Annotated in this window: 16 protein-coding genes; 7 read left to right on the top strand and 9 right to left on the bottom strand. The window is 65.8% G+C overall.

Annotation, left to right across the window (positions count from 1 at the left end; genetic code table 11):
- Positions 1–33 precede the first annotated feature (33 nt).
- Positions 34–948 carry a myo-inosose-2 dehydratase gene (iolE, locus tag U5A67_RS19280; RefSeq protein ID WP_321814649.1) on the top strand — a complete coding sequence of 305 codons (915 nt, stop codon included), beginning with the start codon at positions 34–36 and terminating at the stop codon, positions 946–948.
- Positions 945–1,748: a 5-deoxy-glucuronate isomerase gene (gene iolB / locus U5A67_RS19275; protein WP_321814650.1), complete on the top strand. Its 804-nt coding sequence runs from the start codon at positions 945–947 to the stop codon at positions 1,746–1,748. The genes iolE and iolB overlap by 4 nt, the downstream gene beginning before the upstream one ends.
- A 75-nt stretch (positions 1,749–1,823) precedes the next feature.
- On the opposite strand, the gene U5A67_RS19270 is transcribed toward iolB, so the two are convergent.
- Positions 1,824–3,509: a methyl-accepting chemotaxis protein gene (locus U5A67_RS19270; RefSeq protein ID WP_321814651.1), complete on the bottom strand. Its 1,686-nt coding sequence runs from the start codon at positions 3,507–3,509 to the stop codon at positions 1,824–1,826.
- A gap of 563 nt (positions 3,510–4,072) precedes the next feature.
- Between U5A67_RS19270 and U5A67_RS19265 the strand changes: the two genes are divergently transcribed.
- The 3 genes from U5A67_RS19265 (at position 4,073) to U5A67_RS19255 (ending at position 6,901) form a co-directional block, all read left to right on the top strand.
- Positions 4,073–5,335 carry an MFS transporter gene (locus U5A67_RS19265; RefSeq protein WP_321814652.1) on the top strand — a complete coding sequence of 421 codons (1,263 nt, stop codon included), beginning with the start codon at positions 4,073–4,075 and terminating at the stop codon, positions 5,333–5,335.
- A 181-nt stretch (positions 5,336–5,516) separates the two neighbouring features.
- Complete coding sequence (locus U5A67_RS19260; RefSeq protein WP_321814653.1) at positions 5,517–6,002, top strand: adenosine-specific kinase; 486 nt, start codon at positions 5,517–5,519, stop codon at positions 6,000–6,002.
- Positions 6,002–6,901 carry an ATP adenylyltransferase family protein gene (locus U5A67_RS19255; RefSeq protein ID WP_415767881.1) on the top strand — a complete coding sequence of 300 codons (900 nt, stop codon included), beginning with the start codon at positions 6,002–6,004 and terminating at the stop codon, positions 6,899–6,901. The genes U5A67_RS19260 and U5A67_RS19255 overlap by 1 nt, the downstream gene beginning before the upstream one ends.
- A 9-nt stretch (positions 6,902–6,910) precedes the next feature.
- Here the strand turns inward: U5A67_RS19255 and U5A67_RS19250 are convergent, their stop codons facing one another.
- From U5A67_RS19250 to U5A67_RS19225, 6 genes are all read right to left on the bottom strand, one after another.
- Positions 6,911–7,618, bottom strand: a complete 708-nt coding sequence (locus tag U5A67_RS19250) for an ABC transporter ATP-binding protein (protein WP_321814684.1) — start codon at positions 7,616–7,618, stop codon at positions 6,911–6,913.
- A 10-nt stretch (positions 7,619–7,628) separates the two neighbouring features.
- Positions 7,629–8,393, bottom strand: coding sequence for an ABC transporter ATP-binding protein (locus U5A67_RS19245; RefSeq protein ID WP_321814655.1), 765 nt, complete (start codon positions 8,391–8,393; stop codon positions 7,629–7,631).
- Entirely contained in the window at positions 8,390–9,634 is a 1,245-nt protein-coding gene (locus tag U5A67_RS19240; protein WP_321814656.1) for a branched-chain amino acid ABC transporter permease, read from the bottom strand. Before U5A67_RS19240 ends, U5A67_RS19245 begins: the two co-directional genes overlap by 4 nt.
- Positions 9,635–9,640: 6 nt before the next feature.
- On the bottom strand, positions 9,641–10,579 hold the full coding sequence (locus U5A67_RS19235) for a branched-chain amino acid ABC transporter permease (RefSeq protein ID WP_321814657.1): 939 nt from the start codon (positions 10,577–10,579) through the stop codon (positions 9,641–9,643).
- 19 nt (positions 10,580–10,598) lie between these two features.
- Complete coding sequence (locus U5A67_RS19230) at positions 10,599–11,051, bottom strand: thioesterase family protein (RefSeq protein WP_321814658.1); 453 nt, start codon at positions 11,049–11,051, stop codon at positions 10,599–10,601.
- 96 nt (positions 11,052–11,147) lie between these two features.
- Positions 11,148–11,678: an NUDIX domain-containing protein gene (locus U5A67_RS19225; RefSeq protein ID WP_205984781.1), complete on the bottom strand. Its 531-nt coding sequence runs from the start codon at positions 11,676–11,678 to the stop codon at positions 11,148–11,150.
- Between the two features lie 266 nt (positions 11,679–11,944).
- Here U5A67_RS19225 and U5A67_RS19220 point away from each other — a divergent pair, with 266 nt between their 5' ends.
- On the top strand, positions 11,945–12,433 hold the full coding sequence (locus U5A67_RS19220) for an outer membrane beta-barrel protein (RefSeq protein WP_321814659.1): 489 nt from the start codon (positions 11,945–11,947) through the stop codon (positions 12,431–12,433).
- A 66-nt stretch (positions 12,434–12,499) separates the two neighbouring features.
- Here the strand turns inward: U5A67_RS19220 and U5A67_RS19215 are convergent, their stop codons facing one another.
- On the bottom strand, positions 12,500–13,747 hold the full coding sequence (locus tag U5A67_RS19215; RefSeq protein WP_321814660.1) for a YbfB/YjiJ family MFS transporter: 1,248 nt from the start codon (positions 13,745–13,747) through the stop codon (positions 12,500–12,502).
- Positions 13,748–13,892: 145 nt separating this feature from the next.
- Between U5A67_RS19215 and U5A67_RS19210 the strand changes: the two genes are divergently transcribed.
- The gene (locus U5A67_RS19210) at positions 13,893–14,801 is read left to right on the top strand and encodes a LysR substrate-binding domain-containing protein (RefSeq protein ID WP_321814661.1); all 909 of its coding nucleotides are present in this window, start codon (positions 13,893–13,895) and stop codon (positions 14,799–14,801) included.
- Between the two features lie 69 nt (positions 14,802–14,870).
- Here U5A67_RS19210 and alaS read toward each other — a convergent pair whose 3' ends face one another.
- Positions 14,871–17,495, bottom strand: coding sequence for an alanine--tRNA ligase (gene alaS / locus U5A67_RS19205; RefSeq protein WP_321814662.1), 2,625 nt, complete (start codon positions 17,493–17,495; stop codon positions 14,871–14,873).
- Positions 17,496–17,635 lie beyond the last annotated feature (140 nt).

Below are 17,635 nucleotides of genomic sequence, written 5' to 3'. Positions count from 1 at the left end.
CGCAATTCACGATCCCCAGATCGAGGCACGCACATGAGCGCATTTGACGTACGCATTGGCATCAATCCGCTGTCGTGGATGAACGACGACCTGCCCTCGCTCGGCGGCGAAACACCGCTTTCGACGGCGCTGACCGAAGGACGCGAGATCGGCTATCAGGGCTTCGAACTCGGTAACAAGTTTCCGCGCGAACCGCAGGCGCTCAAGGCGCTGCTCGCGCAATACGATCTCGCGCTGGTGTCGGGCTGGTATTCGGGCATGCTCGCGAAACGCAGCGTCGAGGAAGAGATCGCCGCCGTGGACAAGCATCTCGACCTGCTCGCGCAGAACGGCGCGACGGTGATGGTCTACGGCGAAGTCGCCGATTCGATCCAGGGCGCGCCGCGTCCGCTTTATCAGCGTCCGCGGTTTTTCAGCGAGCAGCAATGGGACGAATACGCCGCGCGTCTCGATCGCTTCGCGCAGCATACGTTGTCGCGCGGCGTGCGGCTTGCGTATCACCATCACATGGGCGCGTACGTGGAAACGCCCGCCGATGTCGACAAGCTGATGGCGCGCACGAGCGACGCCGTCGGCCTGCTGTTCGACGCCGGGCATATCACGTTCGCGGGCGGCGATCCCGTCAAGGAACTCGACAAGCACATCGCGCGCGTGTGCCACGTGCATTGCAAGGACGTGCGCCCCGCCGTCGTGAAGCTCGCGCGCAATCGCAACTGGAGTTTTCTGGACGCGGTGCTGGCAGGCGCGTTCTCGGTGCCGGGCGACGGTTGCGTCGACTTTCCGGCGATCATCGGCCGGCTCAAGCGGCATGGTTATCGCGGCTGGCTCGTGGTGGAAGCCGAGCAGGACCCGGTGATCGCGCCGTCTTACGAGTACGCGCAAAAGGGCTATCGCACGTTACGCACGCTGGTCGATGTACAGGATACCGAAGCAAAGGAGGCAGCATGAGCTTGCTGGTCAAAGCCTCGCGCGAAGGCCAGACGATCGCGCGCGTGACGCCCGCTACGGCGGGCTGGCGTTATGTGGGCTTCGCCGCGTATCGGCTCGGTGCGGAAGAAGTCGTGCATATCTACGAGACGAATCGCGAAAGCTGCATCGTGGTGATGGCGGGCGCGGTGGATATCGAGGCGAACGGGCAACGTTATTCGAATCTCGGTTCGCGTGACAGCGTGTTCGAAGATGCCGCGCCGACTGCGCTTTACGTGCCGCCCGGCGTGAAGGCAACCGTGCGCGCGAAACGCGATGCGGAGGTGGGCGTGGCCAGCGCGCCCGCGCAAGGTACGTTGCCGATTCGCCTGATCGAGCCTGCGCAGATGAAGCGTTCCACGCGCGGGAAAGGCGCGAATACGCGTTACGTCTGCGATATTCTTCCGCAGACCGAAGCGGCGGAATCGCTGCTGGTGGTGGAGGTGCGCACGCCTTCGGGACATTCTTCGAGTTATCCGCCGCACAAGCACGATGCCGATCGCCTGCCACAGGAAAGCGCGCTGGAAGAGACGTATTACCATCGGCTGAACCCGAGTCAGGGGTTTGCGTTTCAGCGTGTCTATACCGATGCTCGCGATCTCGACGAAACCATGGCGGTTGAGGACCACGATGTGGTGATGGTGCCGCGCGGGTATCACCCGGTCGTCGTGCCGTATGGCTATGACTCGTATTATCTGAACGTGATGGCCGGTCCCACGCGCGAGTGGCATTTCCATAACGATCCCGCGCATGAGTGGATTATCGAGCGGGATGCGAAATAGAAGGATTGACAAGCACGCTGGAATGAAAAAACGCCGCTGAAGAGCGGCGTTTTTTCGTGCGACGATCAGGATGCCTCAACCCAACTGAAACTTCCCCACCAGGCGCTTGAGCACCTTCGCCTGATCGTCGAGCGACTGCGCCGCCGCCGTCGCCTCTTCCACCAGCGCCGCGTTCTGCTGCGTACCCGAATCCATCTGCGAGACCGCGCGGCTGATTTCCTCGATGCCCGCGCGCTGCTCGCTCGAAGCCGCCGAAATCTCGCCGATGATGTCGTTCACGCGCCTCACGGCCTTGACCACTTCCTCCATGGTGCGGCCCGCGTCGGTGGCGAGCGTCGAGCCGTTTTCCACGCGCTCGACCGATGCCGTAATCAGCGTCTTGATCTCCTTGGCCGCCGCCGCGCTGCGCTGCGCCAGATTGCGCACTTCGCCCGCGACCACCGAGAACCCGCGCCCTTCCTCGCCCGCACGCGCCGCTTCCACGGCCGCGTTCAGCGCCAGAATATTGGTCTGGAACGCGATGCCCTCGATCACGCCGATGATGTCCGCGATACTCTTCGCGCTTTCGTTGATCTGGTTCATCGTGTTGACCACGCGGCCCACCACCGTGCCGCCCTTTTCCGCGATCTGCGATGCGTTGCCCGCCAGCGTGCTGGCCTGCTGCGCATTTTCGGCGTTCAGGCGCACGGTCGAGGTCAGTTGCTCCATGCTGCTCGCCGTGCGTTCGAGCGCGACGGCCTGCTCCTCAGTGCGATGCGAGAGATCGAGATTGCCGGTCGAGATCTGGCTCGATGCGCTGGCGATGGCCTCGGCGCTCGCGGCGATTTCGGCAACCGTGGTCGAGAGTCCGGTCTGCATGTCGCGCAGCGCGCCGAGCATGCTGGAAGCGTCGCGCGCATGCACGCTCACCGGCTGCGCGAGGTCGCCCGAAGCGATACGCGCGGCAATCGCCTTGGCATGCGCCGGCTCGCCGCCGAGTTGCCGCGCGATGCGCCGCACGACCCATTCGCTCACCACGAACGCGAGCACGAAAAGCCCAACCGTCGCCACGGCGATCATCACGAACGACGACTTGTAGATGAACGCCGATTTCGCAATCGTTGCCTTCGCAGCCGCCCCGCGCTGCTCGACGATCTGATCGACGAGCGTTTCGAGCTTGCCGGTTTCGACCAGCAGCGACACATCCTGCGTGCCGACTTGCCAGCTCATCTGCGAAAGATCGAGCGGTTGCGCCTTCACGAGCGTCACGAAATCGCGCAGATGGCCGCTCCAGGTTTGCGCCGCCGTCGCGAACTGCTTTTGCTGCGCGAGCGCGTCGCTGCCCGATTGCGCGGCGTACTGATCGAGCGCCTGCATTTCGGTCACCAGCGTGCCGAGGTCTTTTTCGATGTCCTGACCGAGTTCGTCGCGCTCTTTCGCCGTGGTGGCCGTGAGCAGCATTTTCTGCGCGCGGCTCGCGCGCAGCACATGGCCGCGCGCTTCCTCGGCGGCGCGGCTGGCAACATGGCCCTGATCGTAGATCGACTGGGTGGAATCGTTGAGCCGGCTGATCTGCGCAAGTGAAAACGCGCCAATCACCAGCGTGCCGATCAGCACGACCGCGAACGCGGTGCGCAGCATCGACTTGACCGACAGTTTGCTGCTTTCCCCCGCTGTGCCGCGCTTGCGCTGGCGTGATGCGCCTGCAGCGCCTGGTCCTGCTGCCCCATCCACTTCCGGCACGAAACCCGCGTGCAGGCTCGCCTCTTTGATTGCTCTCATCTTCGGTCTGTCCCCGTGCAAAGCCGTTGGCCTGCCTTGGCGCTTTTGGCGCCGCGGCAGGTTTGTTGCAAGGCTGTCGCTGCTTTTGTTGTCCGGCGTCACGCCGCCATCGGTCAGATGGCCGTCGATGAAATCATGCGCACTGCGTAACGCCTCAACTCCGGTCAACGGCATGGCGTTGCGCAATCTTTAGTCGTGCGCTAACCCAATCCGCGTTCCGGCCCCGTAGCCCGACGTGCGCGGGATCCTTGCCGCGCACAGGTATCACCGGGTTATACCCGGCCAAAATCGGCGATCAAAAAAAGCGCGGCGCTTTAGAGACAAAAATCGACAAATCTCGGCGCGCCCGTCAGCACCGTGCGGCAAGCCGTCGCAGCAACAAGCGCGGGTTGCACCTTCTTCGCCATGTCCGATTCGCGACAAATGTTGTCATGACGATTCGCTCAAGACACATTACACTGCGCTTCATAACTCCTATACATGACAACGTCACGCCATCGCCGTCCCCCGCTGGCTCACTAGCGGCGCGGCGCCCGCGTGCGGCTCCTCTGCTTATCGACATCATGGAAACCAGCCTCGACAAGCGCGCCGTGTCCGGCGCCGCCCCTGCGTCCGCGCAATCCGCGCCGACGCCTGCCGCCTCCGGCGCGCAGCGCACCGTCTACTCCGTACTCGGCGCGATCAGCTTTTCGCATTTGCTCAACGACATGATCCAGTCGTTGATCCTGGCCATCTATCCGATGCTCAAGGACAACTTCTCGCTGTCGTTCACGCAGATCGGCCTGATTACGCTCACCTACCAGATCACGGCCTCGATGCTGCAGCCGCTGGTCGGCGTCTATACCGACAAAAAACCGATGCCTTACTCGCTGCCCGTCGGCATGGGCTTTACGCTCTGCGGTCTGCTGCTGATGTCGGTGGCGCCCAGCTTTGGCGTGCTGCTGGTCGCCGCCGCGCTGGTGGGTTGCGGCTCGTCGGTGTTTCACCCGGAATCGTCGCGGGTGGCGCGTATGGCGTCGGGCGGCAAGCACGGTCTCGCGCAATCGCTCTTTCAGGTGGGCGGCAACGCGGGTTCGTCGCTCGGGCCGCTGCTCGCCGCTGCGATCATCATTCCGCACGGCCAGCGCAGCATCGCGTGGTTCTCGGTGGCCGCGCTCGTGGCGATCTTCGTGCTCACGCAGATCGGCCGCTGGTACAAGGCGCATCCGAATCTGAAGAAAAAGCGCGCCGAGGCGCCGCAAGTCGCGCTCTCGCGTGGCCGCGTGGCGATGGCCATCAGCATTCTGGTGCTGCTGGTGTTCTCGAAGTACTTCTATCTCGCCAGCATCAACAGCTATTTCACCTTCTATCTGATCGACCGCTTCCATCTGCCGGTGCAGACGGCCCAGGTGCATCTGTTCGTGTTCCTTGCGGCGGTGGCGGCGGGCACGATCATCGGCGGGCCGGTGGGCGACCGTATCGGCCGTAAATATGTGATCTGGGGTTCGATCCTGGGCGTCGCGCCGTTCACGCTGCTGCTGCCCTACGCGAACCTGTTCTGGACCAGCGTGCTGACGGTGATCATCGGCGTGGTGCTGGCGTCGGCGTTCTCGGCGATCCTGGTGTACGCGCAGGAACTGATTCCGGGCAAGGTGGGCATGGTCGCGGGTCTGTTCTTCGGCTTCGCGTTCGGTCTGGGCGGTATCGGCGCGGCCGTGCTCGGCCAGCTCGCGGATGCCACCAGCATCGGCTTCGTCTACAAGGTCTGCTCGTTCCTGCCGCTGATCGGCATCCTCACGGTGTTCCTGCCGAACGTCGAGCGAAAACAGCCGAAGAAAGCGGCGTGACGCTTGAGCGCTAAACGGCAAAACGGCCGGCTGCCCTGCGGGGCGCCGGCCGTTTTTCATGGCGCACGCGCGCTGTCCTGAACGCTGCCTTGAACATTCAGCCGCTTCGTACCAGGCTTGAACCACGTCGCCGCACAACGAGCATGGCGACGACCTTCGAGACGTCCGCGCGAGGTGCGCCATGCAACTGTCCACCGTCGATATCGTCAAGCCCGAGAACACCAACTTCATTCTCGGCCAGTCGCATTTCATCAAAACCGTCGAAGATCTGCACGAAGCGCTGTTCGGCGCGGTGCCCGGCCTCGCCTTCGGGCTGGCGTTCTGCGAAGCGTCGGGCAAGCGGCTGGTGCGGCGCTCGGGCACGAACGACGCGCTCGTGACGATGGCCACGGACAACGCGCTGCGCATTGCCGCGGGCCACAGCTTCATCGTCTTTCTCGGCGATGGGTTTTTCCCCGTCAACGTGCTCAACGCCGTCAAGGCGGTGCCCGAGGTGTGCCGCATCTTCTGCGCCACAGCGAATCCCACGCAGGTGCTGATCGCCGAAACGGATCAGGGACGCGGCATCGTCGGCGTGGTGGATGGCGCGCCGCCGCTCGGTGTCGAAGCCGATGACGATGTGCGCTGGCGCAAGGATCTGCTGCGCGCCATCGGCTACAAGGCGTGATGCCGATGACGGTGCTCGACGCTCGAACGCTCTGGCCCGCGCTGCGCGCCCAGACGCGCCACGCCCTGCAATGCGGCGCACTGCAGCCGATCGAAACCGCGCTCACGCATCTCGACGAAGACGGCGTGCGCTTCGCCGTGCGCCAGGTGTCGAGCCTTGCGCGCAAGGAAGCGGCTCGGCGCACGGATGCGTCCACGGCGAGCGCGCCGAACGCGCCACGCCGCAATCCCTTTTTGCCTTACGAAGCCGATCTGTGCGTCGGCGACATCTCGCCAACCCACGTCGCGCTGCTCAACAAGTACAACGTGATCGACGATCATCTGCTGATTGTCACGCGCCGCTTCGTGCCGCAAACCGCGCTGCTCGATCAGGCCGATTTCGCGGCGCTGCTCGTGGCGCTGCGTGGCCGCGATGCGCTCGGCTTCTACAACGGCGGCGAGGAAGCTGGCGCGAGCCAGGCGCATAAACATCTGCAAGCGGTGCCTTTGCCGCTCGACGATTCGGGTTTCAAGGCGCCGATCGAAACGCTATTTAATTCGGCATCCGTAGCAAACAATACGATTGCCTTGCCTTTCAGACATGCGTTCGCATCGCTCGATCTCATGGCGAACGATGCCGAACACGCCGCGTTCACGTGCTATCGCGCGTTGCTGCACGCAGCAGGCATCGGCGCGATCGACGTGGACGGTCTCGCGCACCAGAGCGCGCCGCACAACCTGCTCGTCACGCGCCGCTGGATGCTGGTCGTGCCGCGCGCGGCTGAACGCGTCGACGGCATTTCGCTGAACGCGCTGGGTTTCGCCGGATCGCTATTCGTGCGCGACGCGCAGCAACTCGCAACACTCGCGCAGATCGGGCCGATGACGGCGCTTTCGCGCGTCGCCCAGCCGCTACGCTGAGGCACGCGTTCAGCCCACGCCCAGCCAGTCACGCGCCACGTCTTCGCGTTGCGCGAGTTGCGCTGGCGTGCCGTCGAACACGATGCGCCCATGTCCCATCACCGCGATGCGATCCGCCAGTTGCGGCGCGAGCGCAAGACGCTGCTCGATCAGCAGCACGGCCACGCCGCGTTCGCGCAGCGTGCGCAGACACGCACCGACGCGCGCGGCCATCGGCGCCGACAAGCCCTCGGCGGGTTCATCGACGATCAGCAACGCAGGATTGCCCAGCAGTGCGCGCGCCAGCGCCAGCATCTGCTGCTCGCCGCCCGAGAGCACGCCCGCGCGCGCGGCGCGGCGCTCGCGCAGGATCGGGAACAGCGTGTGGGCGTCGGCGAGCGTGAAGCGCGTGGCTTCGCGGCGCTTCGTCATACCCAGCCGCAGGTTGTCGTCGACGCTCAAGGTCGGGAAGATGTCGCGCTGCTCCGCCACGTAGCCCAGGCCCGCGCGCGCGACTTCGAAGGTGCGCAGCGGCGCGAGATCGGTGCCCGCGAAACGGCGCGTGCCGTCGGCGGCGACCATCGACATCAGCGCCTTGGCAAAGGTCGACCGACCCGACCCGTTGCGCCCCCCTAGCGCCACTACTTCGCCCGCGCCGATGCGCAGATCGACGCCATGCAGCACCTGGCTCGCGCCGTACCACGCGCGCAGATTTGCGACTTCGAGCAGCGGATGCATCGTGCCGGATTCACGCATCGGGCGACTCCGGATTCGCGCCGAAATAGGCCTCGCGCACGGCGGCATCGGCGCGAATGGCATCGGGCGTGCCGGTGGCGATCACGCGACCCTGCGCAAGCACGGAGACGCGATCGGCCAGACCGAACACCGCGTCCATGTCGTGCTCGATCAGCAGCACGGTTTTGCCCGCCGTCATCGTGCGGATCAGGTCGATGGCGCGCGCGGCTTCAGCGCGGTTCATACCCGCCGTGGGTTCGTCGAGCAGCAAGGTGTGCGCGCCGCCCGCGAGCGCGAGGCCCAGGTCGAGCGCGCGTTGCTGGGCGTAGCTCAGCGTCGCCGCAGCGCGATCGGCCACGTGGGCGAGATCGAGTGCGTCGAGTAGTTCCGCGGCGCGGCGATCGGCGCGTGTGGAGCCTGACCAGCGCGCGGCGAAACCCGCTGCGCCGGTGAGCGAAGCCAGCACCGCGCAACGCAGGTTGTCGCGCACCGTGAGGCCCGCGAACACGCTCGTGGTCTGGAAGCTGCGCGCGAGGCCGCGTCGGGCGCGCGCAGGCGGCGCGAGGCGTGTGACATCCTTGCCACGCAAGGCAATGCGCCCCGTACTCGCGCGGCGCTCGCCGGCGATCAGGCTGAAGAGTGTCGATTTGCCCGCGCCGTTCGGGCCGATCAGCGCGTGGCGCTCGCCGGTCAGCACGTCGAGATCGACGCCTTGCAGAACGCGCGTCGCGCCAAAGCGCTTTTCGATACCGCGAAGCTGGAGTGCGGGCGTCGTCATGCGGCCGCCTTTTGCGCGTCGGCGAGCGAACGGGCGGCGCGGCGCGCCTGTCGCGTCAACCCTATCGTCGCGATCGACAAGACGACGATGGCCGCGGCGAGCGCCGCCGATGCGCGCGGAGAAAGCGCGACGAGCCATGCCGCCGGATCGTCGTCGCCGAAACGCAGCGCGTAGGCCCACTGCACCGCCAGCACGAGTGCGAGCGTGCCGCATACCGTTGCGAGCGCAACCATCGTCCAGTGCGTGCGACAGCGGCGCCAGCCGTGTTGCGCGAGCTTCGCGCGCTGACGCGCCACCACACCCGCGAGTCCATCCGGCGCCGTCAACACCAGGACGATAAAAAAGAGCCCCACGTAAAGCATCCACGCGCGCGAGACGCTCGCGACGCCCACGCTGAAGGCCACCCAGACGAGCGCGCCCAGCACAGGGCCGAAGAACGACGACGCGCCGCCCGTCATCGTCGCGATCAGCACGGCGGCGGAGCGCGTCATGCCCACGCTCTCCGCTGCGGCCAGTTCGACGTTGATGAGCGCAAGCGTGCCCGCCACGCCCGCGAAGCAGGCGCCCAGCACGATCATCGTGGCCCGCACGCGCGCAGGCGACGCGCCCAGCGCGGCGCAGCGCAGCGGGTTGTCGCGCACGGCGTTGGCGAGGCGCGCATACGGCGTGCGCGAGATCGCGTAGATTGCGGCGCTCGCCGCGAGACACCAGACGGCGATCACGCAGTACGCCTGACGATCCGGGCCGAAGGTCCAGCCGAAGATGGCCGGGCCGCTCGCGCGATCGATGCCCACACCGGCTTCGCCGCCGAACCAGTCGGGCAGCGCCCACGCGGCGGCGGCAACGAGTTCGCCAAGGCCGAGCGTGATCATCGCGAAGGCCGTGCCCGCGCGTCGTGCCGCAACCAGCGCGATCAAAGCGCCGACCGCCGCACCCGCCGCACCGCCGATGATCGGCAAAAGCGGCAAAGGCAGGCCGACATGGTTGAAGACCTGTGCCGCCGCCAGCGCGCCCAGCCCTGCCGGCGCGGCGTGGCCGAACGAAAGCAGCCCGGTTTCGCCGAGCAGCAGGTTATAGGAGAGCGCGAACACAATCATCGTCGCGGCCTGGGCGAGACACGCGAGCAGCCAGCCTTGCGGCGCGCCAGACGGCGAAAGCCACGCCGATACGAGCGGCGGCACCGCAAGTAACGCCGCCAATGCGAGCCATGACGCGCGCGTGCTGTTTTTGGGGCTGGCCATGGCGCTTCAGGCGTCCTCGCCACGTTGCCCGAGCAGCCCTTGCGGGCGCACGGCCAGCATCGCGACCATCAGCAGATACGGCAGCAGCGGCGCGATCTGCGCGAGCGTGAGCGCGCTCCAGGCGGGCGCGATCGTCACGCCGAGCCGCGCGGCCAGCGCCCCAAACGACACATCGCTCGCCACTGCGAAGGTCTGCAGCCAGCCCACTGCGAGCGACGCGAGCAGCGCGCCGCCCAGCGAGCCGAGCCCGCCCGTCACCACCACCACGAAGATGATCGAGCCGACCGATTCGGCCATCGCCGGTTCGACGACAAAGAGCGGCGCGGCCACTGCGCCTGCCAGCGCCGCGAGCGCGGTGCCGAGCGCGAACACCAGCGTCTGCACGCGCGGCACGTTATGGCCGAGCGCTTCCACGGCCTGGGCATGCGTGAGCGCGGCGCGCACCACCAGCCCCGTGCGCGAGACGCGCAGCGCGGCGAAGATCAGCGCGAACATCGCCACGGCCACGGCCATCGTGAAGGCGCGATAACGCGAAAACGCCGCGCCACCGTAGGTGAACAGCGCACCGTCGAGCCAGCCCGGCACGGCCGCGGCGAGCGGCTGAAGCCCCCAGCCCAGCTTGACCAGTTCGCCGATTGCCCACGCCGAACCGAAGGTCAGCAGCAGCGCATTGAGCGGCCCGCCCGGTCGCGCGCGCCGCAGCAGCGCCACCTCGAACACAGCGCCCGCGAGTCCCGCCAGCAGCGGCGCGAGCACCAGCGCCCAGCCAAAACCGAAGCTCCCCGCGAGCGTCACGCCCAGATACGCGCCGAGCATGTAGAAACTCGCATGCGCGAAGTTGAGCACGCCGAGCATGCTGAAGATCAGCGTCAGTCCGGCGGACAGCATGAACAGCAGCAAGCCGTAGCTCGCGCCGTTGAGCGTATCGATAACGAAGGCCTGCACGGGCAGCAACCGGAACGCGTCAGCCGTCCGTGGCGGCAAGCGCGAGCGGCGCAAGCGCGGCGCGCAACGCTTCGGGCAGCGCGCTCACCGGCCGGCGCGTTTCGCGATCGACGTAGACGTGCACGAAATGCCCCTGCGCAGCGGGCGTGCTTTCGCCTTCGCGAAAGAGACCCACCTCGTAGCGCACGCTCGACGAACCCAGACGCGCCACGCGCAAACCCGCTTCGACACGCTCAGGAAACACCAGCGGCGCGAAGTAGTTGCACTGGGTCTCGACCACCAGCCCGATCGTCTGGCCATGCTCGACATCGAGCGCGCCGGCACGAATCAGATACTCGTTCACGACGGTGTCGAAGTAGCTGTAATAGACGACGTTGTTGACGTGGCCGTAGACGTCGTTGTCCATCCAGCGCGTGGTGATGGACAGGAAGTGGCGATAGTCGGAGCGGGCAATGGCGACGGGTCGGTTCATCGGATCGTAGGGACGAAGTTCAGAAAGAGAATCGAGGCAGACCGGGCAGACCTGGCAGACGAAAGCGCAGGTAATTCGTCAGTAATGCAGCGGCGCTCAGTCGCCGGGACGCTCGACGAATTCGAACGGCAGGCCGCGTCGGCGCATCCACTCACCGAGCGCCTGCCCCGTGCCCGCGCGCCAGGGACGCAGCTTCGCGGGCTCGACAAGACGGTATTCCAGCAGTTCGGGCGACAGCGACACCGTGCCCGACGCCTTCACGTGATACGCAATGATCAGTTCGTTCTTGCGGATGAACTCATAAACGCCGATCAACTCGACGCTCTGCGCGTGCAGCGCGGTTTCTTCCAGCACTTCGCGGGCGATGCCCTCTTCCGGCGTCTCGCCGTTTTCGAGGAAACCCGTGATCAGCGCGAACATGCCTTCCGGCCAGGCGGCGTTGCGCGCCAGCAGGATGCGCCCTTCATATTCGACGATGGCCGCCACGACCGGCAGCGGATTGTTCCAGTGCACGTAGGCGCAGACGGTATCGGGACAAGCCAGCCGCACACGGCCACCCTCGTGGGCGGGGTCGGCGCGCTCGACGAGACGCGAGGCGCAGCGCGGGCAAAACTGATAATCGCTCATGGATCGATGGAAGGCGCAAAAAAGCACGAAGCGGCTATTTTAGTGCGCTATCGATGACAGCGTGCGAGCGTGAGTTTTCAGGGGCGCAATCGTGCGTTGCCGCGTGACGCCGAAGCCTGACATTTGTTGACGTCTCGAATGTGCACCGTCGCGAAATGCCCAGCGTTATCGGCGAGGCAACAACGCCTGAATTCGCTGGATTACCTCAACGCATCATGCTTTCGAAGAAACTGTTTGGCATCCTTATTATTTCCCTGACATCGTGCATGTCGCTCGCCCATGCGGACGCGCCTGCAAAGCCGTTCGATTACGCCACGAGCAGCAGCAGCCTGTTTGCAGGTCCTTACGCGGGTTTCAAGGTCGGCGCGAATATCTCGAATGCCTCGGGCGCGGTCAACAAACCGACGCACACCACCCTGTTCCCGGGCCTGACGCTGGGCTACGGTGTCGATGTCGGTTCGCTGATGATCGGCGCCGAAGCCTTCGCCGATTTCCATCACGGTTCCGCTACGTTCAAGGACGGCGGTGTCGACGCGAAGATCGGCATGCCGATCGGCCGGATCATGCCGTATGCGCGCGCGGGCTTCACGGTCGACTGGCCTTCCACGCGTCCGCACTGGGGTCTGGGCGCGGAATACGCCGTCACGCGCAATCTTGGCGTGGCCGCGGAATGGACGGCGGATCACGCCAGTTCGAAAAACACGAGCTGGAATAACAACAGCTTCACGGTGGGCGTCCACTACTACTTCCGTTAAGCGTAAAAAAGCCGTCCTTTGCGGGACGGCTTTTCCGGCTGCGCCGGTTCGTGGGCCTTATTGGACTTATTGAACTTGTTGGCGCAATCGCACCGTGCGCCACACCAGCCCCGCCGCGCCCGCCACCAGCGTCAGCGCCGCCAGCCACAAGGATGGCGAAAACGATCCGCTCGACGCAGCAAGCGGCGCGGCTACCAGCGGCCCGAGAATCTGGCCGATTCCATACGCGCCCGTCGCGTAACCCATCAGCGCGGCGGCATGATCGCCACGCATGATGCGCGCTTCGCGCATCGCGAACAGCGTGATCGCCGTGAACGGCAAACCGATCAGCACGCTGCCGAGCGAAAAACCCAGCGCATTCGGCCAGACGATGCCCGACGCAATGCCAAGCGCCTGCAGCACATAGCACGCGGCGAGCAGCAAGCGGTTGTCCCAATGCAGCGGCAAACGCGCCGCACACAACGCACCGACGATCAGCGCCGCACCGAACATCGGCCAGAACAGGTCGGGCCAGATCGAGCCCGGCAACGCATGGCGGGCGATCACCGGCAGGAAGGTCGCCGTGATGATGTAGCCGAAACCGGGCACGCCGTAGAGCGCGACGAGCCAGAAGGCATCGGCGCGGCTTGCCCGGGTGCTGCTCTGCGCGCTCGCCGGGTTTGCCGTTGCCGCCGCAGCAGGCGCGACCGGCGGCGTTTCGACGAACACCGGCCAGACGATCGCGACGATCAGCGCGCACACGAGTCCGAAGCCGATCCACCCTGCCCGCGCGCCCAGGCCGCCAGCCGCGCTGACCAGCAACCCCGTCGCCACGATGCCCACGCCAGGCCCCGTGTAGATCACGCCGCTCCACGCATGCGCGCCGAGTTGCGTGAGCCGCCGCAAGCCCCATTGCGACGCGAACACGAAGGTCGCCGCGCTCACCGCGCCGGCCACGAAACGCACGATCGCCCAGAGCCAGAACTGCTGCGTCACGCCCATGACGACGGTGAGCAGCGCCGTCGCCACCAGCCCAGTGCGTACCACACGCGCCGGTGCGAAGCGCAGCGCCGCACACCCCATCGCACCGACGAAATAGCCCGCGTAATTCAGCGACGCCAGCCAGCTGCCGTGGCGCAAGTCCAGTCCGCCGCCATGCAGCATCAGCGGCAGCAGCGGCGTGAACGCAAAGCGCCCGATGCCGAGCGCCGCCGCCAGCGTCAACATGCAGGCCAGCGCGGCGCGACGCGCCTCGTGGGGACGGTGCTTCGGGTGCGTCAGCGGCGCATCCGAAGCACTGGGTCGAGCGTTCACGTTAGAAGCAGCGTTAGTCATGATCGGCGATTCATACAGGGACAAATACAGGGACAAAACAGAGGATGAGCGGCATCGCGGACGACACCGTTCCGATCATCTTAGTCAAGCCAACCGTTCACGAAAAATGAATTATGATGATCCAATCCATCCCGAGGAGAGAATCATGGATCTGGCCGCGCTGGCGATCTTCCGTGCCGTGGTGCGCGAAAACGGCGTGACGCGCGCCGCCGCCAAGCTCAACCGCGTGCAGTCGAACGTCACCACGCGCATCAAGCAGCTAGAAGAACAGCTTGGCACGCCGCTCTTTACGCGCGATGGCCGCCGGCTCGTGCTCACGCCCGCGGGCGAAACGCTGCTGCCCTACGCCGAACGCCTGCTCGCGCTCGCCGATGAAGCGCGCCACGCGCTCAAGGCCGGGCGTCCCTCCGGGCGGCTGCGCCTGGGCACGATGGAAAGCGTCGCGGCAAGCCGCCTGCCTGGCGTGCTGGCGCGCTATCACCAGAGCTGGCCCGAGGTTACGCTCGAACTGGAAACCGGTACGACTGGGTGTCTGGTCGAGCGTCTGCGCGAATTCGAAGTCGATGCCGCGCTGATTGCCACGCCGCTGGCCGGTCCGCCCGACGCCGAGGTGTTCGAATGCGTGCCGGTCTATCGCGAGGAACTGGTGATGATCACGCCGCGCGGGCATCGGCCGATCCGCCAGCCCGGCGATGTCGCGCTGTCAACGCTAGTGGCGTTCGAGCGCGGCTGCGCGTATCGCAGCTACGTGGAGGCGTGGTATCTGGAGCACGGCATCCGGCCCACGCGCGTGCTGGAGCTGGCGTCGTATCACGCGATCGTCGCCTGCGTGGCGGCGGGCGCGGGCGTGGCGGTCGCGCCGCGTTCGGTGCTCGATCTGCAACGCAGCGCCGACGACATCACGATTCATTCGCTCGGCAAGCTTGGCCGTATCGATACCTTGCTCGTGTGGCGGCGCGGGCATTTTTCGCCGGCGCTCGATGCGCTGAAATCGGCGGTGCTGGAACACGCCAGCCGCGAAACGCCCGCGCCGGCCGACATCGCCACGGCCTGAGCGCCTGGCGCGCCAAACAAAAAGGGCCGCTCTTTCGAGCAGCCCTTTTCTAACGGCAAGTCTGAGCGCTTACAGCTTCGCTTCGACCCAGCCCTTCACGCCTGCGAGCGCGCCCGGCAGGTTCGCCGGTTCCGTGCCGCCAGCCTGCGCCATGTCCGGACGGCCACCGCCCTTGCCGCCCACCTGCTGGGCAACGAAGTTCACCAGGTCGCCGGCCTTGACCTTCTTGCTGGCCTCGGCGGTCACGCCTGCGATCAGGCTGACCTTGCCGCCTTCGACGGCCGCCAGCACGATTGCCGCGCTCTTGAGCTTGTCCTTGAGCTTGTCGACGGTTTCGCGCAGCGTCTTGGAGTCTGCGCCTTCGAGCGTGGCGGCGAGCACGTGCACGCCGTTCACTTCGATGGCCTGGCCGGCGAGTTCGTCGCCCTGGCTCGACGCCATCTTCGACTTGAGCGCGCCCAGTTCCTTCTCCAGCGCCTTGACCTGATCCTGCACCTGGCCGATGCGTTGCGTCAGTTCCGAAGGCTGAGCCTTCAGCGCTGCGGCCGCTGCGTTGATGCGCGCGTCGAGATCCTGCACGAAGCGCACGGCGTTATCGCCCGTGATCGCTTCCACGCGGCGGATGCCCGCTGCCACGCCGCCTTCCATCACGATCTTGAACAGGCCGATGTCACCGCTGCGATGCACGTGCGTGCCGCCGCAGAGTTCGCGCGAGAAGCCGAGGTCGAGCACGCGCACTTCGTCGCCGTACTTTTCGCCGAACAGCGCCATGGCGCCGCCCTTCACCGCGTCGTCGTAGGACATCACGCGCACGATGCCCGGCGCGTTGGCCAGCACTTCCGCGTTGACGATCTGTTCGACGCGACGGATTTCGTCGTCGGTCATCGGCGCGTTGTGGGCGAAGTCGAAGCGGGTCTTGTCCGCGTCGACGAGCGAGCCCTTCTGCTGCACGTGCGCGCCCAGCACTTCACGCAGCGCCTTGTGCATCAGGTGGGTAGCCGAGTGGTTGCGCTGCGTGCGGGCGCGGCGCACCGCGTCGATTTCCGCCTTCACGACGTCGCCCACCTTGAGCGTGCCTTGTTCCAGCGTGCCGTGGTGACCCGAAACGTCGGCTTGAACCTTGAGCGTGTCGGCGACGGCGAAGCGGATGCTCGCGTTCGAGATCACGCCCTGGTCGCCCACCTGGCCGCCCGATTCCGCGTAGAACGGCGTGTGGTCGAGCACGACCACGGCGTCCTGGCCGGCCTTCACTTCGTTGACCGATGCGCCGTCAACGTAAAGCGCGACCACCTTGGCGTCGTCGAAAGCGATTTCTTCGTAGCCGTGGAACGTGGTCTTCGCGCCCGAGTATTCGAGGCCCGCCGCCATCTTGAACTTGCCGGCCGCACGCGCCTGTTCGCGCTGGCGTGCCATGGCTTCGTCGAAGGCTGCCTCGTCGACCGTGACGTTACGCTCGCGGCAGACGTCGGCGGTAAGGTCGAGCGGGAAGCCGTAGGTGTCGTGCAGCTTGAATGCGAGTTCGCCGTCGAGCGTCTTGCCGCCCTTCGAATCGAGATCGGCCAGCGCGGCGTCGAGAATCGACATGCCGTGTTCGATGGTTTCGAAGAAGCGCTCTTCTTCCTGACGCAGAACGTCCGTCACGCGTTGCTGCGCTTCGGTCAGTTCCGGGTAAGCCGCGCCCATTTCCGCGACCAGATCGTTCACCAGCTTGTGGAAGAACGAGCCCTTCTTGCCGAGCTTGTAACCGTGGCGGATCGCGCGGCGCACGATACGGCGCAGCACGTAGCCGCGGCCTTCGTTGCCCGGAATCACGCCGTCGACGATCAGGAACGAGCAAGCGCGGATGTGATCGGCGATCACCTTCAGCGAGTTGTTTTCCAGATCGCTGATGCCGGTTTCGCGCGCAGCGGCCTTGATCAGGTTCTGGAACAGGTCGATTTCGTAGTTGCTGTGCACGTGCTGCAGCACGGCGGCGAGGCGCTCCAGACCCATGCCCGTGTCGACGCACTGCTTGGGCAGCGGCGTCATGTTGCCTTGCGCATCACGGTTGAACTGCATGAACACGAGATTCCAGATCTCGATGAAGCGGTCGCCGTCTTCTTCCGGCGAGCCCGGAGGGCCGCCCCAGATTTCCGGGCCGTGGTCGTAGAACACTTCCGAGCACGGACCGCAGGGGCCGGTGTCGGCCATCTGCCAGAAATTGTCCGACGCGTAACGCGAGCCCTTGTTGTCGCCGATGCGGATGATGCGCTCGACCGGCACGCCGATTTCCTTCGCCCAGATGTCGAACGCTTCGTCGTCTTCCTGATAGACCGTGACCGTGAGCTTGTCCGCGGGCAGCGCGTAGACCTTGGTCAGCAGTTCCCAGCAGTAGTGGATCGCGTCGCGCTTGAAGTAGTCGCCGAACGAGAAGTTGCCGAGCATCTCGAAGAACGTATGGTGGCGCGCGGTGTAGCCGACGTTTTCGAGGTCGTTGTGCTTGCCGCCTGCGCGCACGCTGCGCTGCGCGGTCGTGGCGCGCGAGTACGGGCGCGATTCGGCGCCGAGGAACACGTCCTTGAACTGCACCATGCCCGAATTGGTAAAGAGCAAGGTGGGGTCGTTGCCCGGCACGAGGCTCGACGAGCGCACGATCGTGTGGCCCTTCGACTCGAAGAACTTGAGGAATTTCTCGCGGATTTCGGAGGCTTTCATGGCGTGCTGTATTTACCTTCGGGGCGTCAGTGCTGAATCTTGTTTGAACACGGAAACGCGCAGTTTCCGTGATGCTGAATCGAACGATTATACGGGATCGCCGCACGCTCGCGGCGGCCCGCTCGGCGCGGTTGGCGCGC

It is taken from the genome of Paraburkholderia sp. J69-1 (genome assembly GCF_905220255.1).
GTDB lineage: Bacteria > Pseudomonadota > Gammaproteobacteria > Burkholderiales > Burkholderiaceae > Paraburkholderia.
Note: the sequence above shows the minus strand (reverse complement) of the source record. Positions and strands in the feature narration are given on the sequence as shown.

Bases quoted from the DNA above. Each gene is read 5' to 3' on its own strand.
- alaS (WP_321814662.1), bottom strand. From the start codon at position 17,495: ATGAAAGCCTCCGAAATCCGCGAGAAATTCCTCAAGTTCTTCGAGTCG.
- U5A67_RS19270 (WP_321814651.1), bottom strand. From the start codon at position 3,509: ATGAGAGCAATCAAAGAGGCGAGCCTGCACGCGGGTTTCGTGCCGGAA.
- U5A67_RS19230 (WP_321814658.1), bottom strand. From the start codon at position 11,051: ATGAACCGACCCGTCGCCATTGCCCGCTCCGACTATCGCCACTTCCTG.
- U5A67_RS19220 (WP_321814659.1), top strand. From the start codon at position 11,945: ATGTCGCTCGCCCATGCGGACGCGCCTGCAAAGCCGTTCGATTACGCC.
- U5A67_RS19255 (WP_415767881.1), top strand. From the start codon at position 6,002: ATGCCGATGACGGTGCTCGACGCTCGAACGCTCTGGCCCGCGCTGCGC.
- U5A67_RS19210 (WP_321814661.1), top strand. From the start codon at position 13,893: ATGGATCTGGCCGCGCTGGCGATCTTCCGTGCCGTGGTGCGCGAAAAC.
- U5A67_RS19240 (WP_321814656.1), bottom strand. From the start codon at position 9,634: ATGGCCAGCCCCAAAAACAGCACGCGCGCGTCATGGCTCGCATTGGCG.
- U5A67_RS19225 (WP_205984781.1), bottom strand. From the start codon at position 11,678: ATGAGCGATTATCAGTTTTGCCCGCGCTGCGCCTCGCGTCTCGTCGAG.
- U5A67_RS19265 (WP_321814652.1), top strand. From the start codon at position 4,073: ATGGAAACCAGCCTCGACAAGCGCGCCGTGTCCGGCGCCGCCCCTGCG.
- U5A67_RS19215 (WP_321814660.1), bottom strand. From the start codon at position 13,747: ATGACTAACGCTGCTTCTAACGTGAACGCTCGACCCAGTGCTTCGGAT.
- iolE (WP_321814649.1), top strand. From the start codon at position 34: ATGAGCGCATTTGACGTACGCATTGGCATCAATCCGCTGTCGTGGATG.
- U5A67_RS19260 (WP_321814653.1), top strand. From the start codon at position 5,517: ATGCAACTGTCCACCGTCGATATCGTCAAGCCCGAGAACACCAACTTC.
- iolB (WP_321814650.1), top strand. From the start codon at position 945: ATGAGCTTGCTGGTCAAAGCCTCGCGCGAAGGCCAGACGATCGCGCGC.
- U5A67_RS19250 (WP_321814684.1), bottom strand. From the start codon at position 7,618: ATGCATCCGCTGCTCGAAGTCGCAAATCTGCGCGCGTGGTACGGCGCG.
- U5A67_RS19245 (WP_321814655.1), bottom strand. From the start codon at position 8,393: ATGACGACGCCCGCACTCCAGCTTCGCGGTATCGAAAAGCGCTTTGGC.